General features: G+C 33.7%; 16 protein-coding genes. 8 read left to right on the forward strand and 8 right to left on the reverse strand.

What is annotated here, in order from left to right; all coding sequences use genetic code 11:
• Positions 1-30 precede the first annotated feature (30 nt).
• The 3 genes from mfd to D6200_RS10910 all read left to right on the forward strand — a co-directional run bounded on the left by mfd (position 31) and on the right by D6200_RS10910 (position 5,117).
• The gene (mfd, locus tag D6200_RS10900; RefSeq protein ID WP_073182343.1) at positions 31-3,405 is read left to right on the forward strand and encodes a transcription-repair coupling factor; all 3,375 of its coding nucleotides are present in this window, start codon (positions 31-33) and stop codon (positions 3,403-3,405) included.
• Positions 3,406-3,664: 259 nt separating this feature from the next.
• Positions 3,665-3,958: a GIY-YIG nuclease family protein gene (locus tag D6200_RS10905; RefSeq protein ID WP_047788038.1), complete on the forward strand. Its 294-nt coding sequence runs from the start codon at positions 3,665-3,667 to the stop codon at positions 3,956-3,958.
• Positions 3,959-4,256: 298 nt separating this feature from the next.
• On the forward strand, positions 4,257-5,117 hold the full coding sequence (locus tag D6200_RS10910; protein WP_073182342.1) for a DMT family transporter: 861 nt from the start codon (positions 4,257-4,259) through the stop codon (positions 5,115-5,117).
• Here D6200_RS10910 and D6200_RS10915 read toward each other — a convergent pair.
• Both D6200_RS10915 and dprA read right to left on the reverse strand, forming a co-directional pair.
• A complete protein-coding gene (locus D6200_RS10915) occupies positions 5,114-6,199 on the reverse strand; it encodes a hypothetical protein (RefSeq protein ID WP_047788036.1) in 1,086 nt (361 codons plus the stop codon). The genes D6200_RS10910 and D6200_RS10915 overlap by 4 nt on opposite strands.
• A gap of 12 nt (positions 6,200-6,211) precedes the next feature.
• Positions 6,212-7,309, reverse strand: coding sequence for a DNA-processing protein DprA (dprA, locus tag D6200_RS10920; protein WP_125064415.1), 1,098 nt, complete (start codon positions 7,307-7,309; stop codon positions 6,212-6,214).
• A gap of 95 nt (positions 7,310-7,404) precedes the next feature.
• Here dprA and D6200_RS10925 point away from each other — a divergent pair, with 95 nt between their 5' ends.
• Positions 7,405-8,295, forward strand: a complete 891-nt coding sequence (locus tag D6200_RS10925) for an HU domain-containing protein (RefSeq protein ID WP_047788034.1) — start codon at positions 7,405-7,407, stop codon at positions 8,293-8,295.
• Positions 8,296-8,354: 59 nt separating this feature from the next.
• The gene (locus tag D6200_RS10930) at positions 8,355-8,867 is read left to right on the forward strand and encodes an acyl-CoA thioesterase (RefSeq protein ID WP_047788033.1); all 513 of its coding nucleotides are present in this window, start codon (positions 8,355-8,357) and stop codon (positions 8,865-8,867) included.
• Between the two features lie 6 nt (positions 8,868-8,873).
• On the opposite strand, the gene D6200_RS10935 is transcribed toward D6200_RS10930, so the two are convergent.
• The 6 genes from D6200_RS10935 to D6200_RS10960 are packed head-to-tail and all read right to left on the reverse strand — an operon-like array spanning position 8,874 to position 15,682.
• On the reverse strand, positions 8,874-9,908 hold the full coding sequence (locus tag D6200_RS10935) for an AI-2E family transporter (RefSeq protein ID WP_073182341.1): 1,035 nt from the start codon (positions 9,906-9,908) through the stop codon (positions 8,874-8,876).
• A gap of 54 nt (positions 9,909-9,962) precedes the next feature.
• Entirely contained in the window at positions 9,963-11,180 is a 1,218-nt protein-coding gene (locus D6200_RS10940; RefSeq protein WP_206337262.1) for a murein hydrolase activator EnvC family protein, read from the reverse strand.
• A gap of 2 nt (positions 11,181-11,182) precedes the next feature.
• Complete coding sequence (locus tag D6200_RS10945; protein ID WP_047788031.1) at positions 11,183-11,950, reverse strand: DUF4292 domain-containing protein; 768 nt, start codon at positions 11,948-11,950, stop codon at positions 11,183-11,185.
• A 20-nt stretch (positions 11,951-11,970) separates the two neighbouring features.
• Entirely contained in the window at positions 11,971-12,969 is a 999-nt protein-coding gene (locus D6200_RS10950; RefSeq protein WP_053056620.1) for a tetratricopeptide repeat protein, read from the reverse strand.
• On the reverse strand, positions 12,947-13,963 hold the full coding sequence (locus tag D6200_RS10955) for a sugar phosphate nucleotidyltransferase (protein WP_047788030.1): 1,017 nt from the start codon (positions 13,961-13,963) through the stop codon (positions 12,947-12,949). The genes D6200_RS10950 and D6200_RS10955 overlap by 23 nt, the downstream gene beginning before the upstream one ends.
• A gap of 57 nt (positions 13,964-14,020) precedes the next feature.
• Entirely contained in the window at positions 14,021-15,682 is a 1,662-nt protein-coding gene (locus tag D6200_RS10960; RefSeq protein WP_073182340.1) for an ABC transporter ATP-binding protein, read from the reverse strand.
• Between the two features lie 305 nt (positions 15,683-15,987).
• Here D6200_RS10960 and D6200_RS15330 point away from each other — a divergent pair, with 305 nt between their 5' ends.
• The 3 genes from D6200_RS15330 to D6200_RS10980 all read left to right on the forward strand — a co-directional run bounded on the left by D6200_RS15330 (position 15,988) and on the right by D6200_RS10980 (position 26,725).
• Complete coding sequence (locus D6200_RS15330) at positions 15,988-18,684, forward strand: GEVED domain-containing protein (protein ID WP_159432117.1); 2,697 nt, start codon at positions 15,988-15,990, stop codon at positions 18,682-18,684.
• Positions 18,685-18,751: 67 nt separating this feature from the next.
• Positions 18,752-22,237, forward strand: a complete 3,486-nt coding sequence (locus tag D6200_RS10975) for a M4 family metallopeptidase (RefSeq protein ID WP_073182339.1) — start codon at positions 18,752-18,754, stop codon at positions 22,235-22,237.
• Positions 22,238-22,477: 240 nt separating this feature from the next.
• A complete protein-coding gene (locus tag D6200_RS10980) occupies positions 22,478-26,725 on the forward strand; it encodes a GEVED domain-containing protein (protein WP_073182338.1) in 4,248 nt (1,415 codons plus the stop codon).
• Positions 26,726-26,753 lie beyond the last annotated feature (28 nt).

The raw sequence follows: 26,753 nt of genomic DNA on the forward strand, positions 1-26,753 counted from the left end.
TATATTATCTTTGCTCAAAATTTTTGTACGTTGAGCAAGCAAGCAATTGTAAATCACTATCAACAATCTGAAAATGTAAAACAGATTGTTCATCAGCTTCAACAAGATCCACACCATTTTCAACTAACGAATTTGGTCGGTTCTTCGTTGTCTTTTGTCATTTCCGAAACTTTTAAACAAGCCGATAAACCCTACTTGTTAATTTTTAACGACAAGGAAGAAGCTGCTTATTATCTAAACGATTTAGAGCAGTTATTGGGCGATAAAAACGTGCTGTTTTATCCGGGTTCGTATCGCAGACCGTACCAGATTGAAGAAACCGACAATGCCAATGTACTGCTACGTTCAGAGGTGTTAAACCGTATCAATTCTCGTAAAAAACCTGCGATTATTGTTACTTACCCTACTGCCCTGTTCGAAAAAGTAGTCACCAAAAAAGAACTGGAAAAAAACACGCTAAAAGTGGTGGTGGGCGAGCAAGTATCGCTCGATTTTGTCAACGAAGTATTATTCGAATACCATTTTAAACGTGTCGATTTTGTAACCGAACCAGGAGAGTTTTCGGTACGTGGTGGAATTATCGACGTGTTTTCGTTTTCACACGACGAACCCTATCGTATTGAGTTTTTTGGTGATGAGGTAGACAGCATCCGAACTTTTGATGTAGAAACGCAACTTTCTAAAGAAAAACTGAAGAAAGTGAGCATTATGCCCAATGTAGAAAACAAAACACTACAAGAAAGCAGAGAAAGCTTTTTAAAATACATATCAGCAAAAACCGCTGTTTTCGTTAAGAATTTAGATTTACTAAGTGATTCACTAGATAAATTCTATCGAAAAGCAGAACTATCGTTTAACGAATTATCTACCGAAATCAAACACGCAAAACCAGAAGAATTGTTTTGCAACGGAGAACTCATACGTAATCAACTACAAGATTTTACAACGGTTGACATTGGTAAAAACCGTCATTCTGAACGAAGTGAGAAACCGCAAGGTTCAGCGGAGCTAAATCTCACTAACGTAAGCATCAACTTCGATACCCACCCACAACCGTCTTTCAACAAAAAATTCGACCTGTTAATTCAGAATTTCAATGAGTTTTCGGCCAAAGGATTTACCAATTATATTTTATGTTCTAACGAACAGCAAGCACAACGTTTCCACGATATTTTTGACGACCATGAAGAAGAGGTTTCTTATGAAACCATTGTGTTTCCGTTGTATCAAGGATTTGTGGATATTGATAGCAAAATTGTTTGTTATACTGATCATCAAATCTTTGAGCGTTATTACAAATTCCGACTCAAAAACGGATACGCGAAAAAGCAATCCATCACCCTACAAGAGCTCACCAAATTAGACGTAGGCGACTATGTAACACATATCGACCACGGTATTGGAAAGTTTGGCGGACTTCAAAAAATAGATGTAGAAGGCAAAAAACAAGAGGCCATTAAGTTAATTTATGGCGATCGCGATATTTTATACGTGAGTATTCACTCGCTACACAAAATTTCCAAATTCAACGGAAAAGACGGAAAACCGCCTAAAGTATATAAACTAGGGTCGAATGCTTGGAAAAAAGTCAAGCAAAAAACCAAAGCCCGTGTAAAACATATTGCGTTCAACTTAATTCAGTTATACGCAAAACGAAAACTACAAAAAGGATTTGCTTTCGGACCCGACACGCATATGCAACACGAGTTGGAAGCGAGTTTCTTATACGAAGACACACCCGATCAGTTCTCTTCTACCCAAGAAGTAAAAGCTGATATGGAAAAAGAACAACCGATGGATCGTTTGGTGTGTGGTGATGTTGGTTTTGGAAAAACAGAAATTGCCATTAGAGCGGCTTTTAAAGCGGTAGATAACGGAAAACAGGTTGCGGTGCTTGTACCAACTACAGTTTTAGCATTTCAGCACTTTAAAACCTTTTCTAAGCGATTAAAAGACTTTCCGGTTACGATTGACTACCTAAACCGTTTTAGAACCACAAAACAGCGCAAAGGCGTGTTAGAAGGGGTTGCTGATGGAAGTGTAGATATTGTGATAGGAACACACCAGTTAACCAATAAAGCAGTTCAGTTTAAAGATTTGGGATTATTGGTTATTGATGAGGAACAAAAATTCGGGGTAGCAGCGAAAGATAAGCTAAAAACGATTAAGGAAAATGTAGATACATTGACCTTAACAGCAACACCAATCCCGCGTACTTTACAGTTTAGTTTGATGGCGGCGCGTGATTTATCGGTAATTAAAACACCACCACCCAACCGTCACCCCATAGAAACCAACGTGATTCGCTTTAGTGAAGAAACCATTCGCGATGCGATTTCGTACGAGATTTCTCGTGGTGGACAGGTGTTTTTTATCCATAACCGTATTGAAAACATCAAAGAAGTAGCAGGATTGTTACAACGTTTGGTGCCAAGTGCAAAAATTGGCATTGGACACGGACAAATGGAAGGAAAAAAGTTAGAAGAACTCATGCTTGGTTTTATGAACAATGAGTTTGATGTGTTGGTGTCTACCACGATTATTGAAAGTGGATTGGATGTACCGAATGCGAATACGATTTTCATCAACAATGCGAATAATTTCGGACTGTCGGATTTACACCAAATGCGTGGTCGTGTAGGGCGTTCAAACAAAAAAGCCTTCTGTTATTTTATCACACCACCGTATCATCATATGACCGATGATGCACGTAAACGAATTCAGGCATTAGAGTTGTTTTCTGATTTAGGAAGCGGATTGAACATTGCCATGAAGGACTTAGAGATTCGTGGTGCTGGAGATTTATTAGGTGGAGAACAAAGCGGATTTATCAACGATATTGGTTTTGATACCTATCAGAAAATCTTACATGAAGCCATTGAAGAACTCAAGGAAAATGAATTCAAAGACTTATATCCTACGGATGAAAATGCGCCAAAAGAGTATGTAAAAGAGGTACAAATTGATACCGATTTTGAAATTCTATTCCCAGATGATTATGTGAATTCAGTTACCGAACGTTTGAGTTTATACAACAAATTAGGAACTTTAACTACGGAAGAGGAATTACAAACCTTTGAGACTGAAATTATCGACCGTTTTGGAGAATATCCAACCCAAGTTGCCGATTTATTAGACAGTGTTCGTATTAAATGGTTGGCAAAAGAATTAGGTTTAGAAAAGGTGATTTTAAAGCAAAAACGCATGTTAGGGTATTTTGTATCCGATCAGCAAAGTGCTTTTTATCAAACTGAATCATTTACCAAAATGTTGAGGTATGTACAGCAAAATCCGAAGAGTTGTGTAATGAAAGAAAAGAAAACCAAAAACGGATTGCGCTTACTCATCACGTTTATTAAAATTGATAGTGTACACAAGGCGTTAGAAACCTTACAGAAAGTATAAAACGTCATTTCTCGCTCGCAATGACGGTACAAAGAAGTTGTCAGTTCGAGTGGTTTTCACGATTGGAATGAGTGAAAATTGTATCGAGAACTAGTTTGTATACATCTCGATACAAATTTCTTCCTTCTATCGAAAAAGAAATTCACTCGATGTGACAATGTAAACTCATAACCAAAATATGGGCACGCTACTTCAGCAATAAAGGAATAAAGAATTGTCATTTTTGTAAAAAGTAACTAGTTTGTTGAAAAATTTTAAAATGAAAATATACTTTGTTTACATATTACAATGTTCAGATAAAAGTTATTATACAGGAGTAACTTCCAACCTTTCTCAACGAATATTTCAGCACCAAAACGGAACTTTTAAAGATAGTTACACTTCAAAAAGAAGACCTGTTGAATTGGTTTTTTATTGTGAGTTTACTAATGTAGAAATGGCTATTGAAAAAGAAAAACAAATTAAAAAATGGTCAAGATCAAAAAAAGAAGCTCTTATAAATAACGAGTTTGAAAAACTACCGAACTTAGCAAAGAAGAAGTTTAATAATTAAGCTTTGTCAGTTCGAGTGGTTTTCACGATTGGAATGAGTGAAAATTGTATCGAGAACTAGTCTATACATCTCGATACAAATTTCTTTCCTCTATCGAAAAAGAAATTCACTCGATGTGACAATTAAATTCACAACTGGAAGATTGCTTCATTTCCACTTCGATTCCGCTCAGTGTCCATTCGCAATGACGAGAACAAACAAAACGTCATTTTGAGCGGTAGCGAGAAATCTCATTCAATTGAGTAACTCATCTTCTTAAGATTTCTTCCTCTGGTTGAAATGACATACATTTACCCTTATGCAAACTAACCATATAAAAAACCTTTCAGGGCTATTATTAGCTACCTTATTCATCAGTACATCGGGTGTGTTAGGTAAGTATATTGCAATGCCTTCAGAAGTTATTGTGTGGTTTCGTTCGGCATTTGCTATGGTGATTTTGTATGTCTTTTGCCGATTCAAAAAGATTGATTTAACCATACAATCAAGAAGGCACTTGTTCCCTTTTTTAATGGGGGGAATTTTTATGGGTGCACATTGGATTACTTATTTCTATGCGTTAAAACTGTCCAATGTAGCTATTGGAATGTTGTCATTGTACACGTTTCCAGTAATGATTTCCTTTTTAGAACCCCTGTTTTTAAAAATAAAATTCAACCCGATTCATATTGTTTTAGGGTTGATGGTGTTGCTAGGTTTATACATTCTAGCCCCTGATTTTGATATTAAAAACACACAAGTACAAGGCGTGTTATTTGGCTTGCTTTCTGCATTGTGTTATTCTGTTAGAATTTTGATTTTAAAGCAGTACGTACAACAATACAACGGAGTAATGTTGATGTTTTATCAAGTGGTAATAATTACCATAACTTTAGTTCCCGTTTTATTTTTTATGGATGTTTCAGGATTTCAAGAGCAACTCCCCTATTTACTATTATTAGCCTTGTTAACTACGGCTATCGGACATAGTTTAATGGTACATTCACTACAGTTTTTTTCGGCATCAACCGCAAGTATAATTAGTAGCATTCAACCTGTTTTCGGAATTTTGTTAGCGTTTATTTTCTTAAACGAAATTCCTACGTGGAACACGTTTATTGGTGGAAGCTTAATTTTAGCAACAGTGATTATTGAAAGTATTCGAAGTAGAAAAGGCTAGTGTAATCTTTGCTGTTGTTGAATAATGGTTTTCATACTCACATCTTCGTAATTTCTACGAACAAAAGTTAGTGCACTGTCTAAAACTTCACCCATACCATCACTATCTCTAAAATTAATATCTCCTGTAAATTCAAAAATTTCTGATTTTAATTGTTCGATATTTTTTGGTATAGAAATATTATCTGATTTCATAGCGGAAAGCAAACGATTCAATCGAGAACGAGAACCTAAAATTCTTTTAGCAACAATTGATCGCTCTTCTATTTGATATTGCTCAATAGATTCTGAAGTAAGCTTATCTCCTACCAGTTGAACGAGCTTTAAATTTTCTTTAAAAAACTGTGGATAATACACTTTAAATTTACCTTCGTAACATTGCTGGTCAAAATCTATCGGACGAATTTTATACACAACATTTTCAAAATCGTGTGTAGGTACTACTACGTAGTTATACGAACGCATATCGCCCAACAAACGAATCATACAACGCTCGTTAAATTTAACAAACTCTTTAGCTAGTTGTGCTTTTTCAATGTCTAAACAATCATCTAAATAATCATTGATAAAAACATCACCAGGAATTCCTGATATATGCTCTTCTATCAACGTGTCTTCATATACCAAAAAGTTTAGGTTGTAAGGAGATAAAATATCCTCTAACTCTAGTCCGTAAATACGAGAAGCATCGGTTTTCTTTACGTAAAAATAGGTGTAGTTATCATTTAAAATATTTCGAATTTTTATACGAAAAGGTTTAGAGTTACCAAACGTACAAAAATCGATAGCATCAACATTCAAATGCTTAATACTGGCGTCAGAACCGTTAGAGTGTAAGATATTATATACTTTTTTTAGGTATAAATCAATTTCAGCCCGCTCAAACTCATTATAAAAAACGCGTATCCATAAGGTATCATTATCGTGTTTATCATACACAGCAACCGAACCTTGAAAACGCAACAAATCATCATAAAAAATAGGAATTTTTATAGTTCTGTTATGTCTTTTTAAGTAGTTTCCTAGTTTTTTGGTAACAGGAAAAGCTGGTTTTTTTTGTGATATGAGTTTATATTCTGACATGCTTCAAAGGTACTAAACTTCAAACATTTTTCCGGGTAAAGGTTTTATAACCCCTTTTAATTCCATTTGAACCAAAATAGAGGATAGTTGATAAGTAGGAAGATTACAATCTAACGCAATAACATCTAACAACTGTTTACCATTTTGTTGTAAGTAATTGTGTATTTTTTGTTCGGTTTCATTCAAATCAACAAAAAGCTTGTTTTGAATAGGTGCCGAGGCTCTCGGCAGATCCCAATTAAGCATTTTTACAATATCTTCAGAAGAGGTTAATAAATGTGCTTGATTGTTTTTAATGAGGTTGTTACAACCTTTGCTATATATATCGGTTGCTCTACCCGGTAGCGCAAACACATCACGATTGTACGAATTGGCAATATCAGCAGTAACTAACGACCCTCCTTTTTTAGCAGATTCAATAATAATGGTTGCTTTAGATAGCCCAGCTACAATACGATTTCGTTTTAAAAAATTTTCTCTCATAGGTTGCTCATGGTGCCAAAACTCGGTAATAAAACCACCATTCTCATTTACTTGATGAATATATTTTTTATGTGTTTTTGGGTATACTTCATCCAATCCGTGTGCTAAGACAGCAATAGTTTGCAGGTTGTTTTTTATTGCAGCTTTGTGTGCGCAAATATCTACTCCATAAGCAAAACCACTTACAATTATAGGATTGTATTCTTTTAAGTCTTTAATAAGTTGATTGCAGAAATCGCGTCCGTACGAACTCATTTTCCGAGTTCCTACAATCGAAATAATTTTATCATTGTTTAAGTTGAGGTTGCCGTCTTTAAAAAGTAAGATTGGAGCATCAATACAATGTTTTAGCTGTTGCGGATAATTGTCATCTAAAAAATAAGAAAAAGTAGTGTTGTTTTGTTGAATATAATACAGCTCCTCCTCTGCTCTTTTCAGGTTACTTTCATCAAAAAGATATTGAGTTACATGAGTTCCTATTCCGTTAATTTTATGGAGTACATTTTTCTTCTCTAAAAATACTTGTTCAACACTTCCTATAGAGGTAATTAGCCTTTTTGCCAAAATATCACCTATGTTTTTAGTTGCTTGTAAACGTAAAATAGCAAGTAATTTTTCTGTATTCATGATAGCAATAATTTGAGTATCAATATACAAAAAACTGTTGATAAAAATTACAAGATTACTTGAAAGTAATTCACTAAAAAACTATATTTGTTATTATGACATTAGCCAACTACATTAACGATTTATTATATAGATACGATTGCGTAATTGTTCCTAATTTTGGAGGATTTGTAACCAATAAAATTGGTGCTAGAGTAAATACAACTACTCACACTTTTTATCCGCCAAAAAAACAACTCACGTTTAATGCATATTTACAGCATAATGACGGTTTATTGGCAAATTATATAGCTTCGAGTAAAAATATTTCTTTTGAAGAAGCTACTGCTTTTATTGCAGAGGAAGTTGCACAATGGAAAGAAAAGTTAGCAACAGCAACTGTTACTGTTGCTTCTGTAGGAAGCTTGTCATTAAACGAGGCAAAACAAATTATTTTTGAACCAAATCCATCAAGTAACTTTTTAAAAGAATCTTTTGGATTAGCTGAGGTTTCAACACCTTCTGTAGAAAGAGTAAAAGAAGTAACAATTAAGTCATTACCTACTACTAAAGAAAACAGAAAAACAATTCCGTTGTATTTAAAAAGGACTGCTGCTGCAGCTGTTTTTGTAGGAATTGCCTATGTGGGTTGGAATGGTGTTCAAAATCAACAACAAGTATTAGCAAATCAAGAAGAAGCTGTTGAGAAGAAAATTCAATCAGCAACTTTTGTAATAGAGAACCCGTTACCAACAATTAACTTAAACGTTAGTAAAGAAGATAGAAACTTTCATATCATAGCTGGAGCTTTTCAAGAAGAGCATAATGCTGAAAACAAATTAACAGAGTTAGAAGATAAGGGCTATGATGCTTCTATTGTTGGAAAGAACAGATTAGGCTTAACTCAAGTAGCTTTTGCAAGCTATGCAACTAAAGAAGAAGCTAGAAAAGCTCTAGAAATTATTAAAGAATCTGTTAGCGAAGACGCTTGGTTGTTGGTTAAATAAACTACATTTATTTTAGGTAGATTTTTTTGTTGCTGTATCTTTGTATCAAAATTTAATTGATGAGAGCAAAATCACCAAGAGAATCGTTAACTGTACTTACCGATTTAGTTTTACCAGGAGAAACAAATTATTTAGATAACCTTTTTGGAGGAGAGTTATTAGCTCGTATGGATAGAGCTTGTAGTATTGCTGCACGCCGTCATTCGAGAAGAATTGTAGTAACAGCCTCTGTAAATCACGTAGCCTTTACCAAATCGGTACCTGTAGGAAGTGTGGTTACCTTAGAAGCAAAGGTTTCACGTGCTTTTAAATCGTCAATGGAGATTTATGTAGATGTTTGGATTGAAGATCGTCAATCGGGTGAAAAAACGAAGGTAAATGAAGGAATTTATACGTTTGTTGCTGTTGATGAAACAGGAAAACCAGTACCAATTCCTCAAATTGAACCAGAAACCGAATTAGAGAAACAACGTTATGAAGCTGCATTACGTAGAAAGCAATTAAGCTTAGTTTTAGCAGGTAAAATGGATCCTAAGGAGGCTTTGGAGTTGAAATCTATTTTTATGGATTAAAATCGTTTATATGTCATCAACATTGCCATTTTCTGATAGAAAGATGGCAATGTTTTTTGTTTTTTCAAACTGAGAGAAAATAATAATCATAATTACTGTAATTGGTACCGATAATATCATACCAGTTATTCCCCAAATTTCTCCCCAAACAGCTAAAGAAAGTATTGTTACAAGTGGGCTTAAGTTTAGCGACCTTCCAAAAACTTTTGGTTCTACAACATTACCAACAATAACTTGAACGGCTCCTACTGCTATAGCAACAATTAAAAAAGGAGCAAACTCTCCAAATTGTATTAGGCAAAAAATTGCAGGAAAAGCTGTAGCTACCAATGAACCAATAGTTGGTATATAATTTAAAAGGAAGATTAAGAAAGCCCAAAAAGGAGCGCCATCTACTCCAACCATTAATAAAATAAAGTAGCTTAAAACACCTGTTAGTAGGCTTACATATGTTTTTAATCGTAAGTAATTAGAAATAGAGGTTTCTACTTTTTTTAAAATTGCTTGAAAACCTTTTGAATTCTCTGAGGTATCTAAAAAAACCTTTTGTAACTTTTTTTTAAAGTTACTTTCCTCTAAAAAGATAAATAAAGCATAAATTATTATCATAAAGGTATCACCGAGCAAGCTGCTGATTCCGTTCGCGATATCACCTAAAACAGAGCCATAGTCAAAATCTCCAATAACAGATTTAAGTGATGTAACAATATCTATATGAAAGTAAGCATTAAAACGCTTTATAATAGCATCAATATTTGGTTCATATTTTGAATATGATGTGGTTAAGTTTGAAATACTATTTGTTATAATTTCAGAAATAAAACCAAAACCAAGTATAATTAATGTAAATACAAAAACATTACTTAACCAAAATGGAATAAATCGTTTTGCAAAAGGTATTCTATATATTGTTTTTCGGATTTCACGTGTTAAAAACCAAAAAATAATAGCAAAAATAAAAGGAATTAAAATCCCTTTGCCAATGACTAATGTTGCAATAATTGCTACAGTTACAATAATAAAGTTTGATGCGTTTTTCACACGTTTAAATTTGGTTACAATTTAAAAATAAAATTTATAACTGTTTTAATGGTGTTAAGAACGAATCCATTGTGCAGGGTTCAATCGGTTTCGGTCTTTATACAACATAAAACTAAGTTGTGTTTTACCTGTTACTTTGTTAGTGAATACTTTTCCTAGTTTGTCGCCAGTTTTAACAGCATCACCTTTTTTTACATAAACTTCTTTTAACTTATTGTATGCAGAAATATAGTTACCATGTTGTACTAAAACTGATTTTCTTCCATCAGGATGTAATTGAATAACTAAAACTTTTCCGTTAAAAATACTCTTTACATCGGTATTTGCTTTGGTTGCAATGTATAACCCGTGGCTATTGATAGTAATTCCAGGAAATGTAGGGTGTGGTTGAACTCCATATTTTCGTGTAATAACACCTTTAACCGGCCAAGGTAAATTACCTCTATTTTGCTCAAAGTTAGCAAGTAAAGCTTTTTCTTCGGCATTTAGAATAAAACCAGAGCTTTTGGTTTTACCTTTTGTAGTTTTTTTGCCTTTGTTTGCTTTAGCAATAGCATCTCTAATTAACTTATCAATTCTGGCAGCAATTCTTTTTTCTTCTCGTTGTTTCTTTTGTAAATCGCTTTTGTATTTTTTCTCTTCCTTTTTAATTTTTGAAATTAATTGCTCTTGATTTTTCTTATCGTCTTCAATTTCTTTTTTCTGACTTTTCTCGTCAGAAAGTAACGCTTCTTTTGATTTTTTTTGCGCAGTTAACGAGTCGTTTAGTTGTTCTACTTCTTTCGCTTTAACTATAATTTCTTCTCCTTGTTTTTTTCTGTAATCTTTATATTGTTGCATGTATTTTAATCTCTTATAAGCTTGATAAAAGCTTTCTGAAGACAATAAAAACATGGTTTTACTTTGTTGCGATTTACTTTTGTAAGATTTAACGACCATATCTCGATAGTCATTTTTTAATTTTTCTAGCTCGTCATTATATTTTTTTAATTGCTGCTCGTTTGTATTGATTTCTTGAGAAAGTAATTTTGTCTCTAACTCAATAGTTTCAATTAAACGTTCTCTAACACTTATTTTTTGGTTTAAGTCTTTTAAATCGTCTAAAGCACTAGTCTTTTTTTTCTTTGTTGTGAACAAAAGATTATTAACTAGCTCTATTTCATTTTTAAGTTTCTTTCGCCTATTTTCAAGCTCTTTCCTACTTTGAGCAAAAGAAGAAATTCCTACAAAAAATAGGCATAAAAAAGAGATGTAAAAAATAGGGTACTTCATAATTATAATTGAATTTCTTTATAACCGTTAGGGATATTAAAACTTACATTTAACTTAGTGTTATATTCTACTGAACGAGTTGTAATATCAATAATAGTAAACTTATTTTTTTCTTTAGCTCTTATGTTAATTTTTTCAGGAAAAAAGGTAGTGTTTTTCTTATGATATTTTGGATAACTAATGTCTAAACGTTGGTCTTTTAACGAGTTTACTATTAATTGCTTGTTTAGTTTAAAGTGTTTAGGGTTTACATAAAAAAATAAGTCGAATAAAGTAGGTTGTTTTTTAGGAGACAATTGATATGATTTTTCTTGAATTTGAACTTCTTGACGTTCAGATTTTACATCCATCAACGCCTCACCTAATAACATGCTTTGTAACTGTTTAAAATTAATATCGGTTCCTAATAGTTTTTTTAGCATCATAAAATCTCCATCAAAGTAGCTTTTTTCATATGGAGAGTAAAATTGCACTTTGGTAGGAGTGATTTTAGCTTTAAAAATAGAGATGATTTTGGTTCCTTTTAACCAAATAACTTCGTCTTTTTTAATCTTCATTCTTACTGAAAAGCCTAAACTTTCTTTATTGTTTTTGTAATTAACTTTTAAACGAGCATCTACCGTTTTTTTGTCAAAATTTGAGGCAATGTGTTTTTTAGCTACTTTGCGTGCCGATAATTCTTTAATAACGACATCACCAGTAACGTTTTTGGTAGATTTACATGAAGTTAAACCTAAAAATAATATAAGTAATAAAGTGGTGTATTTCATAAATTTTATACTAACGAAACCTATTTTAAAATCTTTTCAGCTTTGTTTTTATAAGAATTGGCTTTTTTAACATCATTCAATCCTTGGTAAGCTTTAGATATTTCTAAGTAAAATTTAGCTTCTATTTCATTATTGTCAATAACAAAATCAATGCCGTTCTGTAAGGTTTCTATTGCTTTTTTATAATCTTTATTGTTATTAAACGCTTTTCCGTTCATTAAATATACAAAAGGTTGCGCAGGAAAAAGAACTAAACCTTGTTCACTGTATTTTAATAAGTCAGTATCATTGTTTGCGGCCAACTTATCTAGTAACGTTTTTAAATTGGTATAAGATTTTTCTTTCTCAAAAAGTGATTTTGGATCAAGGTTTTCAGTGATTTTTTTTGGTTGTGCCTCGGTTGTTTTTCGAGCATTTATTTTTCTTTCAATAGAGCGAAGTCTGGCATTTAATAATTTAGCTTCTTTTAACTCTGTTAATACTTTTTTAGCAGAGGTAACATCTTTGTTTTGGAGATGTAAGAAAACAAGTAACTGTTTTTTCTTTGGGTTTGTTGTAGCTATTTTTTGTTGCGTAATAATAGCGTCCTCAAAATCAGCTAACTTTCTTAAAATAAACACTTTGTGTTCAAGCATCCAAACATTATTAGGTTCTGTTTCTAAAGCTAAATCAATGTAAGATAGAGCTTCAGGATTTCTACCTAATTTTTCATAGTTTTTAGAAAGTTCAAATAAAACAGCTTTATTATTTGGAAGTATTCTGTTACACTCTTCTAAATTTTGTATAGCTTTTTGGTAATTAAAAATAGCTTTGTTTGAAAGCGCTTTAAAAAAATATTGTTGAAATTCAATATTGTTTTTTTCAGCAATGTTAATTGATGCTGGAATGCTATCTTGAGCGTTTAGAAAGTATGAAAAGAAGAGAAAGAAAAAAGACAGTATTGCTTTAGAAAAAAACTTTTTTTCTCTTTTCTCTCTTCTCTTTTCTATTGAGTTTTTATGTAAGTTCTGTATAATCACCTATACTTACCGATGTATAATTAGCATTGTATTTTGCATGGTTACCAACCATAGCATTATCTAAATTGGCATTTGAAATATGCACGTTTGTTTGAATTAAAGAGTTAGTAATTGTTGAGTTTTCAACAACACTGTTTTCACCAATTGAAACAAAAGGACCTATTTTGGTGTTTTTTAACACTACATTTTTTCCAACATAACAAGGTTGAATAATTTCAGCGTTCTCTAATACAACGTCTTCAGATACTAAATTGTTGCCGTCTGCTTGTTCAAAGCCTAAAACTTGTTTGTTGGTATCTACTGTAGGGTCTTTCTTACCGCAATCCATCCAAGTATTTACTTTTCCAGGAATAAACTTGGCTCCTTTTACTTTTAAAGCTTCTAGAGCTTCTGTTAGTTGATATTCACCAGAAGGTCTGATATCATTATCAATTAAATATTTTATCTCTTCTAATAATTTATCGGCATCTTTAAAATAATAAATACCAATAATTGCTAAATCAGAGACAAATTCTTTTGGTTTTTCAACAAAATCAGTAATAAATCCGTCTTTTAATTTTACTACACCAAAAGCACTAGGATCTTCTACTTGCTTCACCCAAATAGCCCCATCAGCGTTAGCATCTAATGTAAAATCGGCCTTAAATAAGGTATCGGCAAAAGCCACCACACAAGAACCTCCTAATGATTCTTTAGCACAATAAATAGCGTGAGCAGTTCCTAATGCTTCTTCTTGGACGTATACAGAACCTTTTGCTCCTAAGTTTTCGGCTATTTTTATTAATTTATCTTTTGTATCTGCAGGAAACCCTTTAGAAGCAGGTCCAATTATAAAAGCAATTTCCTCTATAGGTTGATCTACAACAGAAGTGATATCTTCCACTAATCGTTGTACAATTGATTTACCAGCAATAACTGTTAACGGCTTAGGAGTTGTTAATGTATGAGGTCTTAAACGAGACCCAATTCCTGCCATTGGTACTATAATCTTCATATTCTTTCTTTTCGTTTTTAACGGTGCAATATACCATTAATAACGCAGTGAAAAAAGTTACAGCCCTTTTGGGATGGCTTCTATTAAAGTTTGGGTGTATTTTGTCTTTGGATGTTGGTAAATTTCGTCAGCATCAGCTATTTCTTCAATTCTACCCTTGTTCATTACAACTAATTGATCTGCCATGTATTTTACCACAGATAAATCATGAGAAATAAATATATAAGTAAAATTAAATTCTGTTTTTAATTGATTCAATAAGTTTAATACTTGTGCTTGCACTGATACATCGAGTGCAGAAACCGATTCGTCACAAATAATTAGTTTTGGTTGTAGAGCTATAGCACGAGCAATTCCTATACGTTGGCGCTGTCCGCCAGAAAATTCATGTGGGTAACGATTAAAGTGAGTTGCTTCTAAACCTACTTTTTCTAATAAGTTGCAGACATATTCTTTTCGCTCTTTATTAGAATTTAAAATGTTATGAACTTTCATCGGTTCTAAAATAGCATCACCAACAGTAATTCTTGGATTCAATGAAGAAAACGGATCTTGAAATATAATCTGAATTTCTTTCCGAAGTTTTTTAAAGTCTTTTCTCGAGAGTTTAGTAATATCTTTTCCGTTATATAGAATACTTCCCGAAGTGGCTTTTTCTAGTTGTAAAATAGTCCTACTTAAAGTGGTTTTTCCACAACCACTTTCTCCTACTAGTCCTAAAGTTTCACCTTTATAAATCTTAAAAGAAACGTCATTGACGGCTTTTACAACAGTTGGTTTTGAAAACCATGAAGCATTGCTGATAAAATCTTTATGCAAATCAATAATTTCTAACAACGGAGGTTTATTATATATTGTTTGATGAAAAGCAGTGCGCTCCTCATTTGTATACACTGTAGAGTTTATAGTTTCATTAATAAAATCGTTAACTGTAGGTAAAGTTTTTAATCGTTTTTCTGTATTTGGTTTTGAGTTGATTAAAGCTTTTGTATAACTTTCTTTTGGGTGTAAAAAAACATGATTAGCACTTCCCTTTTCTACTATTTTTCCTTTATGCATTACCACAACAGAATCTGCAATTTCAGAAACCAATGCTAAATCGTGTGAAATAAAAATAATTCCCATTTCAAACTCTTGTTGTAGTTCTTTCAAAAGTAAAATAATTTCTTTTTGTACGGTTACATCCAATGCTGTTGTAGGCTCATCAGCAATAAGTAATTGTGGCTTGCAGGCAATTGCCATAGCAATCATCACACGTTGCTTTTGCCCGCCACTTATTTGATGAGGATACGAATCGTAAATAGTTTCAGGTCTGGGAAGTTTTACCTTTGAGAATAAGGAAATAACTTCCTCCTTAATTTCTTGATTAGATAATTGTGTATGCTGTTGTAGCATTTCAGCAACTTGAACACCACAAGTTAATGTAGGGTTCAGAGAACTCATAGGTTCTTGAAAAATCATGGCTATTTGGTTACCACGTATTTTTTGAAAATCTTGCTCATTAAAACTCAACAAAGATTGTTTGTTAAAAAGTATCTCCCCTCTTATGGAAGCAGTTTTAGGAAGTAATCCTAAAATAGCTAAAGAACTTATTGATTTTCCACTACCGCTTTCACCAACAATTCCTAGTATTTTGTTTTTTTGAAGGCTAAAAGAAACTTGTTGAACTATGGGTAGAGAGTTTTTAAAGGATATTTCTAAATCTTTAACTTGAAGCATTAATTATAAATTTTAATAAAAATACGATTAATATTTCCATTTTCTTTCCTTGAAAGAAGATTTTGCTATAACTGTTTGATAGTGAGTAATAATAAAAAAATTTCTCTATATCCTATAAAACCTAGTGTTTAATTGGTGTAAAACAATGTTTTTGTTTTGTAAAGTGAATATAAACAGTTAATTAACTATTTTAAATTTATATTTTTTTATCTTTTTTTATATATTTGTCAATGTTTTAACAAATAATTAAGAGTCGAAATAAAAAAGCTCTTAAATTTTATTAACTCAATTAAAAACCCTTCAAAATGAAAAACAAAATTACTCTAGCACTTATGTGCTTATTTTTTGTTGGTGCTTTGTATGCCCAAGAAAAAAGAAACTGCCACTCAATGGAAAACCTTGAGTACAGACAATCCCTCAATCCTTCTTTAAAAAGTAAAATGCAAGAAATAGAATCCTTTACCCAGAGGAGACTAGCTGAAAAGAAGAATCAACAAGGAAAAATAGTAGGAAATATAATTCAAATTCCTGTAGTTGTCCATGTAATTTATAACAATTCTCAAGAGAATATTAGTGTGGCACAAATTCAATCACAAATGGATGTTTTAAATGAAGACTTCAGAAGAACTAATTCAGATAAAACAAACAAATGGTCACAAGCAGCAGATACAGAAATAGAGTTTTATTTAGCTCAAGTTGATCCTAATGGTAATCCAACAAATGGAATAACAAGAAAGTCTTCTACTAGAACTTCATGGGGAACTAATGATGCAATGAAAAAATCTTCACAAGGAGGAGTAGATCCATGGGATACTTCTGAGTATCTTAATATGTGGGTATGTAATATTGGTGGTGGAATTTTAGGATATGCACAGTTTCCAGGAGGTAGTGCATCTACCGATGGAGTTGTAATGAGTCCACAATATTTTGGTAGTTCAGATAAAGGATCAGGTTTTTACTTATCAGCTCCTTTTGACAAAGGAAGAACAACTACGCATGAAGTAGGTCACTTTTTAAACCTAAGACATATTTGGGGTGATGGAGGCTGTGGTGTTGATGATTTTGTTTCTGATACTCCAGAGTCTGACGCTGCAAATTATGGATGCTCAACAGGACACACATCTTGTGGTTCAGAGGATATGGTTGAAAATTATATGGATTACTCAGATGACTCTTGTATGAATTTATATACACTTGGACAAAAAAACAGGATGCGTGCTGTTTTAGAATCTGGTGGCGTACGTAGGAGCTTAGCATTATCTGATAAAACAGGAGGTTCTACTTCATGTACAGCAACTGTACCAACAGGAGTAACAGTATCTGGTGTAACTTCATCTGAAGCATCAGTTTCTTGGACAGTAGTTTCAGGAGCTACTTATGATGTAAGATACCGCCAAACAGGAACATCATCTTGGACAACTAATGCAGTTTCAGGAACATCAACATCTTTAAGCGGATTATCAGCTTTAACTCAATATGAAGTACAGGTGCGTAGTAAGTGTTCTGATGGATCAAACTCAGCGTATAGTGCATCTTCAACTTTTACTACTCCTGAAGTTACACTTTCTTATTGCTCCTCAAAAGGAAACAGTGTTTCTGATGAGTATATTGGAAGAGTACAATTAGGAACTATTGATAATAGCACAGGAGGAGGAAATGGATATTCAGATCATACAGCCATTTCAACAAATTTAGCAAAAGGAACTTCTCATACAATTACTATTACACCAATTTGGACAGGAACAGTGTACAATGAAGGATATGGTATTTGGATAGATTATAACCAAGATGGTGATTTTGCTGATGCCGGAGAAACAGTTTGGACAAAGGCACCATCAAAAGACACACCAGTTAGTACATCTTTTACAGTGCCAGCTACAGCTACAGATGGAGCAACAAGAATGCGTATAGTTTTAAAATATAATGCAACTCCAACGGCATGTGAAGCTTCATTTTCTTACGGTGAAGTAGAAGATTATACAGTAGTAATAGGAGCAGGAACAGCAGATACAACAGCACCAACTGTACCAACAAACTTAGCAGCTTCTAGTGTAACACAAACATCATTAACACTAAATTGGTCTGCTTCAACAGATAACGTTGGGGTAACAGGTTATGATGTTTATCAAGGAACAACAAACATAGGATCTGTAACAGCAACTACAATGAATGTAACAGGATTATCAGCTGCTACTGCCTATACTTTCTCAGTAAGAGCAAAAGATGCAGCAGGAAATGCTTCTGCTTCTAGTAGTGCAATAAACGTAACAACTTTATCAAACTCCGTTTCATACTGTGACTCAAAAGGAAATAATTCTTCGTATGAGTGGATTGATAACGTTGAGTTAGGAGGAATGACGAATGCAACTGGAAATAATGGAGGGTATGCAGACTTTACCTCTAAAACAGCAACATTGGCAGTTGGAAGTTCAAACCAAATGACTGTTAGCGCAGGATTTAATAGCTCTTCATATACAGAACATTGGGCTGTTTGGATTGATTTTAATCAAAACGGAACATTTGAGAACAGTGAAAAAGTCGTAACAGGATCTTCATCAAGTGCTAATAACTTAACATCTACGGTTGATGTTCCTGCAGGAGCCGCTTTAGGAACAACAAGAATGCGTGTTTCTATGAAGTATAACTCTGCTCAAACAGCGTGTGAAACATTTACTTATGGAGAAGTTGAAGACTACACTGTAAATATTGTTTCTAGTACAAGACAAAACCATTCAGCTAGTGTGAGTGGAGAAAGATTGGGTAATGAAAACAATTTAGACTTCATGGCATACCCTAATCCAGCAGTAGATTTTATACAAGTAAAATTAGCTTCTAGGGCTGATAATATGACTTATAAAATTGTAAATACAATTGGTAGAGTAATGAAATCAGGTCGTTTAAATTCATCAAATATCGACGTTTCTAAACTAAATACAGGTATGTATATCTTAGAAGTTAATGATGGTCAAAAACTACTAACTACTAAGGTATTTAAAAAATAAATCTTACAAAAGCCTGAGAAATAACTCAGGCTTTTTAATTAAAATCAATTAACTAAACCCTTCAAAAATGAAACACAATTATGCAAGAACTGTGTTTTTATCTGCTTTTCTATTCGCAGGAGTTTATACAATAAATGCCCAAGAAAATAGAGAGTTAAAACACCTTAAGTTCAACAAATCTTCAAAACTGTCTTTACAAAAGGCACCAGATTTAATTAGAAAAAAATTAAAGCTATTTAAAAATGATGGCTTACAAAAAATCCAATCAAATAGAGATGATTTAGGTTTTACACACGAGAAATTTCAACAAAAATTTAAAGGAATAAAAGTAGAATTTGCCACTTATACAGCCCACGCAAAAAATGGTGCTTTAATGAGCATGAATGGTGAGTTTTACGATGTTGGAAAGGTTAATATAAGCCCAAAATTATCCAAAGATCAAGCATTTCGAAAAGCTTTATCGCATACAGGTGCAGAGAATTATTTATGGGAATATCCTGAAGCAGCTAAAGAAATGGATAATTATGAGAAACCTAAAGGAGAGTTATTAATTCTTCCAAGAGAAGTTATAGGGAAAAAAGAAGCAAGGCTAGCTTATAAATTCGACATTTTTGCTACAAAACCGCTAAGCAGAGGGTATTTATACATAGATGCTCATACAGGAGAAACGTTATTTTATAACGCTATAATTAAGCATGCAGATAAATTTGGTCATGTAGGAGAGCTTACTAAGCATGCCAAAAAAAGTAAAAAAGTAGCAGAAGCTATTACTACCACATTAGCATCAGGTACTGCACAAACTCGTTACAGTGGAACTAGAACAATAGAAACATCACTAAGTGGAGGGAATTACATTTTGAGTGACTCCGGAAGGAAAATCCATACAAGAGATGCAAAAAACCAAGCTCCAGGTTCTACTTATCCCTATGTTACAAATTATGACCAGTTTACTGATAATGATAATAATTGGACTACAGCTGAACATAGTGCAAATAAAGATGATGCAGCCTTAGATGCTCATTGGGGAGCTATAATGACATATGAGTACTTTTTACAAAAACACAATAGAAATAGCTATGACAACAGTGGAGCTCAAATTAGAAGTTATGTACATGTTGATACTAACTATGATAATGCCTTTTGGAATGGTTCTGTAATGTCTTATGGAGACGGTTCTTCTAACGGACAAGAAGGAAATGGAAACTTTGATGCGTTAACTTCTATTGATGTAGCTGCTCATGAAATAGGCCACGCAGTTTGTACCCATACAGCAAACTTAGCCTACCAAAGAGAATCAGGAGCTTTAAATGAAGCTTTTTCAGATATTTGGGGAGCAGCAGTAGAACATTTTGCTAAAGGGAATGGAAATGATTCAAACCCAGACCTTTCTGTATGGTTAATTGGAGACGAAATAGACAGGCGTAGTGGTTCTGCTGCTTTACGTTCTATGAACGATCCAAAATCACAAGGGCAACCAGATACTTACGGAGGAACTTATTGGAAGAACCCAAACTGTGGAACACCTACAAGATTTAATGACTACTGTGGAGTTCATACAAACTCAGGAGTTTTAAATAAATGGTTTTATTTATTAACTGTTGGAGGATCAGGAACAAATGATGCGTCTGATACATACAATGTTATTGGAATTGGTATGGCAAAAGCTGCAAAAATAGCGTATCGTACCGAAGCTAATTACTTATCAGCCAATTCAACATATGCTGACGCAAGAACAGCAGCAATTCAAGCAGCTACCGATTTATACGGAGCAAACTCTCAAGAAGTAATTTCAACAACAAATGCTTTTTATGCAGTAAATGTAGGAGAAGAATTTGTACAAACTTGTGCTTTAGCAGCACCAACAAACTTAAATTCATCAAATATTGGTGATAATGGATTTACAGTAACTTGGACGGCAGTTTCAGGAGCAGCTTCTTACGATGTAACCATTGGAGGAAATACAACAAATGTAGCAGGAACAACATTTAATGCTACAGGGTTATTAAGCGGAACAGAATATATTGTATCTGTAGCTGCTAAATGTACAGCAGGTGGAACAGGAACACCAGCAACATTAAATGTAACGACAACAGGTACACCACCACTTAATTATTGTTCTTCAAAAGGAAATAGTGTTGCTGATGAATATATAGAAAGAGTTCAATTAGGAAGCATAGATAACACTTCTGACGGTGGTGGTGGGTACTCTGATTTCACTACAATTTCAACAGATTTATCTATTGGTGAATCTAATACAATAACTATCACTCCAAAATGGACAGGTACTGTTTACAGTGAAGGTTATGGAGTATGGATTGATTATAATCAAGATGGAGATTTTTCTGATGCTGGAGAAACTGTTTGGACAAAAGCAGCATCGAAAGATACTCCTGTAAGTACATCATTTACAGTGCCAGCTTCAGCAACTCAAGGAACTACTAGAATGAGAATTGTATTAAAATACAATGCTACACCAACAGCTTGTGAAGCAACATTCTCTTATGGTGAAGTAGAAGATTATACAGTTAATATTACAAATGCTACACCAGATACAGAAGCACCCACAGCACCTTCTTCAGTAACAGCATCTAATATTGAAGAAACAACAGCAACATTAAGTTGGACAGCATCAACAGATAATGTAGGAGTAGCTAGTTACGAAGTATTTAATGGAACTACAAGTGCAGGAACTGTTAGTGGTACATCAATGAATTTAACTGGGTTAACTGCAAATACTACATATAACTTTACAGTAAAAGCTAAAGATGCTGCAGGAAATGTTTCAGCAGCAAGTAATACAGCCACTTTTACAACCAAAGATGTATCTGTAGTAGAATATTGTACTTCTCAAGGAAACAATTCTTCTTACGAATGGATTGACAGAGTTTCTATGGGAGGAGTTGATAACACTACAGGAAATGATGGTGGTTATAAAGATTATACAAACTTAACTATGAATGTAGCCCAAGGAGCTAATCGATTATATGTGAGTGCTGGATTTAATAGCTCTTCTTATACCGAGTACTGGAAAGCATGGATTGACTACGATAAAGATGGTATTTTTGAAGATACAGAAGTTGTGTTAAGTGGTTCTTCATCAAGTGCAGGAGATATTTATGAAGACTTTACAATACCATCGAATGTTTCAGGAACTACAAGACTCAGAGTTTCTATGAAGTACAATAGTGCTCAAACGGCATGTGAAACATTTACTTACGGTGAGGTAGAAGATTATACTGTTAACATTTCTTCTGGCTCTTCAGTAACTACAATAGCTGGTTTTGCAGCAAATATTAATGGAGAAGCAATAGGAAATGAAGAAAGTTTAGACTTACTAACATATCCTAATCCAGCAGCAGATTTTGTACAAGTAAAACTAGCTTCAAAAGCAGAAAAAATACATTATAAACTTATAAATACTGTGGGTAAAGTAATAAAAGAAGGTCGTTTAAAATCTTCTAATCTAGACGTTTCAAAATTAAATACTGGAATGTACATTTTAGAAATAAATGACGGACAAAAACTACTCACAACAAAACTGTTTAAAAAGTAAGTTTTAAAAACATTAAAGAAAAACAAAAGTCTGAGTTTTTACTCAGGCTTTTGCTTGTTTTAAATTGTAAATACCATTGAGAATAAAATCTTTGACTTAGCTAGGGGTGGCTGAACTATTAAAGTTGGTTTATAAAGGGTTAAAAAATGAGTCTATTCAAAAAGGTAAGAGACGAAGAAAAGGTAGTATTATAAAAGAGCTAGGAAATAAAAACTTAATTATTTAATTAAATTAATTCAAATGAACAAAAAGTTTAAATTTCTGGTTGGAGGGCTGTCTGTTGCAGCAGTTTCAATTATTGGTTCAGATTATCTTAAAAAGCAAGATGTTGCTGATAAACTGGCCGAACAACGTAAAGTACACTGTACTTTTTTAAAGGAAAGCCCTTTAAATGAATCGTTAAAATGGGGGAAAAAAGAAAGAAAACTTAGAGGGTTACCACCTAATAGGTATTTTGATCAAATGCAATTACTTACCATGAATCCAGCTACAGGAAAAATGGAAGATGGAAGTCTAGCAGGATTGAGAGAAGATCTGTTAAAAAAGAGAGCACAACAAAAAAATCCTGGAGACAATGGAAATTCTTGGACAGAAAGAGGTCCTAACAATGTAGGAGGACGTACAAGAGTTGTTTTATTTGATCCAAACGATGCTACAAACAATACCGTATATGCAGGTGGAGTAAGTGGAGGTTTATGGAAAAATACAGACATAAGTAATGCGAACTCACAATGGACAAGAGTACAAAATGTACCAGGAAATTTATCTGTAACCTCTATCACAGTAGATCCAAGAAACTCTAACAGATGGTATGTAGGTACAGGAGAACAATATACAGCAGGAGACGTAGTAGGAAATGGCGTTTATGTAACTACCGATGGAGGTACAACATGGAATGCAGTTAATATACCAGCAGCTGGAGAAGCAATTATTAATCATAATGCAAGTAATGTTTTCTTATCAGGAATTCATTATGTTAACGATGTATTAGCATGGGATAATGGAGCTTCAACAGAATTATTTGTTGCAGTAGGAGCACATGTGTATGGAGATTCTTCTAGTCCTAGAAATTGGTTAGGTTTACAGTCTGCAGGATTGTACCGATCTACAGATAATGGGGCTACATGGAACAGAATAGAATCTGCTAACATGAAGTATACCTTCGGTGGAAAAGATTACTATTACATAGCTAATGATTTAGAAGTAAGTGCAAATAATACACTATGGATGGGAACTATCGGTTCTGCTTTAGGTCAAGGCGGAGGTAGAGTGTTTAGCTCTACAAATGGAGGTACTTGGACAGAAGCAGCTGCATCTCCATTAACTGAATCTAATAGAGTAGAAATTGAACCTTCTGCTACCGATGCAAATAAAATTTACGCATTAACACAAGGTACAACAAGTACAGCGCCTGTTCATATTTATAAAACAACCAATGCTTTTTCAACAGCAAGTGCAACATCATTACCAAATGATGCTGATACTGGAATTGCAGCGAACGATTTTTGTCGTGGACAAGCATTTTATGATTTAGTAATTGAAGCAGATCCAACAAATGACAACATAGTATATGTTGGAGGTATTGATTTATTTAAAACGACAAACGGAGGTTCTTCTTGGTCTCAGTTATCACACTGGTATGGAGGTTTTGGTCACCAAAATGTTCACGCAGATCAACATTCAATGGCTTTTGGAAATAATGACTCTTCTAAAATATTATTCGGAAATGATGGAGGAATCTATTATTCAGGAAATGCAGGAAGTACAATTAGTGTAAGAAACAAAGGCTATAATGTAACTCAGTTTGTAAAAGCAGGAATTGGTCCTGATGGCGCAGGAGATGTTAATGGAATTTTTAGTGCGGGTGCTCAAGACAATGGAACACAAGCATTCAGAAATGCAGTAGCAGGAATTAATAGTTCAACTGAATTAAGTGATGGTGATGGATTCTATACTTTCGTTGATAAAGATGGAGACTATATGATTGCTACATATGTAAACAACGTAATATATAGGTTTAACTTACCTTGGAACGGATTAGGTAGACGACAAGGAGGAGCAACAACATTATCAAGCGATCAAAATACGGGAGACTTTGTAAACCCAATGGGGTATGATAATGATGCAAACCGTCTATTATCAAATGCATCAACAAGTTCTGCTAACTCAATTTTGAGTATTAATGTAGCATCAAATTCAAAAGGAAATATTACAAATGCATTATTAGATGCAAGTCCAACAGCTTTTCAAGCATCTCCTTTTACAAATAACGCATGGTTTGTGGGATTAGCGAATGGTAAACTATTAAAGTTAACAAATGTTACTAATTCTAATGCTACATGGTCAAATATCAATACACCTTTTGTTGGTTCGGTATCTTCAGTAAGATTCGGAGCCACTGAAGATGATATTTTCGTAACAATGCATAACTACGGGGTAACAAGTGTTTGGGCTACTTCTGATGGAGGTGCAAATTGGGTAAGCAAAGAAGGAAACCTACCAAATATTCCTGTAAGAGATATTTTACAGAACCCATTAGATAGAACAGAAGCTATTTTAGCAACACAATTAGGAGTTTGGTCTACATTAAACTTTAATGATGCAAACCCTAATTGGAATCAAGCGTATAATGGAATGAGTGATGTTAGTGTTACTTCATTTGATTATTGGAACGTAAGTGGAGATCATGTCACCAATAAAGTAATTGCATCTACCTACGGTAGAGGAGTGTTTACAGGTTCATTTACAAGTAATGCAGCTGCCGATACAGAAGCACCTTCTGCTCCAACTAATTTAGCTGCGAGTTCTATAACAGCAACAAGTTTAACATTAAATTGGACAGCATCAACAGATAACGTAGGTGTTACAGGGTATGATGTGTACCAAGGAGCAACTAAAATAGGAAGCTCAACAACAACTTCATATAATGTAACAGGTTTAACAGCAAGTACAGCATATACATTTACTGTAAAAGCAAAAGATGCTGCAGGAAATATTTCAGTAGTGAGTAATACAGCAAATGCTACTACTACAGCAGCAACAATTACGTATTGTACCTCTAAAGGAAATAGCGTTTCAGATGAGTATATTGGAAGAGTTCAGTTAGGAAGTATTGATAATTCTTCAGGAGGAGGAAATGGATACTCTGACCATACTGGAATTTCTACCGATTTAGAAAAAGGAAAATCAAACACCATTACGATCACACCAACCTGGACAGGAACAAAATACGACGAAGGGTATGGAGTTTGGATTGATTACAACCAAGATGGAGATTTTTCTGATGCCGGAGAAACGGTTTGGACAAAAGCTAAATCGAAAGATACTCCTGTAAGTACATCATTTACAGTGCCTAGTTCAGCGATGGATGGAACTACAAGAATGAGAATCGTTATGAAGTATAATGCAACACCAACAGCTTGTGAGGCATCATTCTCTTATGGTGAAGTAGAAGATTATACAGTAAATATTACAGCTGCTGTAGCAGATACTCAAGCACCAACCGCACCTAGTAGTTTAGCTTCATCAAGTGTAGCACAAACTACATTAACCTTATCATGGACAGCATCAACAGATAATGTAGGGGTAACAGGATATGATGTATATCAAGGAACAACTAAGTTAACAACTGTTACAACAACATCTTACAATGTAACAGGATTAACCGCTAATACAGCTTATACATTCTCTGTAAAAGCAACAGATGCAGCAGGGAATATTTCTGCAGCAAGCAATACAGTAAATGTTACTACATTAGATAATGTTGTTACTTATTGTGCTTCAAAAGGAAATAGAGTTACTTATGAATGGATAGATTATGTTTCTTTTGGAGGAATGACTAATATTACTGCTGCAAATGGAGGATATGGTGACTTTACTAGTAAAACAGCAACAGTTACTCAAGGAACAACCAATCAAATTATTGTAAGTGCAGGATTTAGTGGTTCTTCATATACTGAGTATTTTACCGTTTGGATTGACTACAACCGTAATGGAACTTTTGAGGCTAGTGAACAAACTTCTTTAGGTTCGTCTAGTACAGCAGCAAACAGGTCAGCTAATATCTCTATTCCAGCAGACGCGTTATTAGGACAAACAAGAATGCGTGTTTCTATGAAATATAACGGAGCATCAACAGCTTGTGAAACTTTTGCAGATGGAGAGGTAGAAGATTATACAGTGAATATTGTTAATTCATCGTCTTCAGTAGCAGTTTCAAGTACAAGTGATGAGTTTGCTGAGCCATTAGACAAGGAAGCAAAATCAAGCTTAATAGCATATCCAAACCCAGCTGTAAGTAATGTTACTGTAAAATTTGGAAGTAATGAAAATGTAAGTTATAAAATAACAAATACCATTGGTAGAGTTGTGTTAACTGGAAAAACAGTTAATGGTACTGTAAATGTTTCTAACTTAAAAACAGGAATATATTTATTAGAAGCAAATGATGGTAAAAAATCAGAAACCATTAAATTAATGAAGAAATAAAAGCATTTCTTTTAATTATAATAAAACC

Origin of the sequence: Tenacibaculum mesophilum (assembly GCF_003867075.1) — a bacterium.
Lineage (GTDB): Bacteria > Bacteroidota > Bacteroidia > Flavobacteriales > Flavobacteriaceae > Polaribacter > Polaribacter mesophilus.

Bases quoted from the DNA above. Each gene is read 5' to 3' on its own strand.
- D6200_RS10905 (WP_047788038.1), top strand. From the start codon at position 3,665: ATGAAAATATACTTTGTTTACATATTACAATGTTCAGATAAAAGTTAT.
- D6200_RS10910 (WP_073182342.1), top strand. From the start codon at position 4,257: ATGCAAACTAACCATATAAAAAACCTTTCAGGGCTATTATTAGCTACC.
- D6200_RS10915 (WP_047788036.1), bottom strand. From the start codon at position 6,199: ATGTCAGAATATAAACTCATATCACAAAAAAAACCAGCTTTTCCTGTT.
- dprA (WP_125064415.1), bottom strand. From the start codon at position 7,309: ATGAATACAGAAAAATTACTTGCTATTTTACGTTTACAAGCAACTAAA.
- D6200_RS10925 (WP_047788034.1), top strand. From the start codon at position 7,405: ATGACATTAGCCAACTACATTAACGATTTATTATATAGATACGATTGC.
- D6200_RS10930 (WP_047788033.1), top strand. From the start codon at position 8,355: ATGAGAGCAAAATCACCAAGAGAATCGTTAACTGTACTTACCGATTTA.
- D6200_RS10940 (WP_206337262.1), bottom strand. From the start codon at position 11,180: ATGAAGTACCCTATTTTTTACATCTCTTTTTTATGCCTATTTTTTGTA.
- D6200_RS10945 (WP_047788031.1), bottom strand. From the start codon at position 11,950: ATGAAATACACCACTTTATTACTTATATTATTTTTAGGTTTAACTTCA.
- D6200_RS10955 (WP_047788030.1), bottom strand. From the start codon at position 13,963: ATGAAGATTATAGTACCAATGGCAGGAATTGGGTCTCGTTTAAGACCT.
- D6200_RS10960 (WP_073182340.1), bottom strand. From the start codon at position 15,682: ATGCTTCAAGTTAAAGATTTAGAAATATCCTTTAAAAACTCTCTACCC.
- D6200_RS15330 (WP_159432117.1), top strand. From the start codon at position 15,988: ATGAAAAACAAAATTACTCTAGCACTTATGTGCTTATTTTTTGTTGGT.
- D6200_RS10975 (WP_073182339.1), top strand. From the start codon at position 18,752: ATGAAACACAATTATGCAAGAACTGTGTTTTTATCTGCTTTTCTATTC.
- D6200_RS10980 (WP_073182338.1), top strand. From the start codon at position 22,478: ATGAACAAAAAGTTTAAATTTCTGGTTGGAGGGCTGTCTGTTGCAGCA.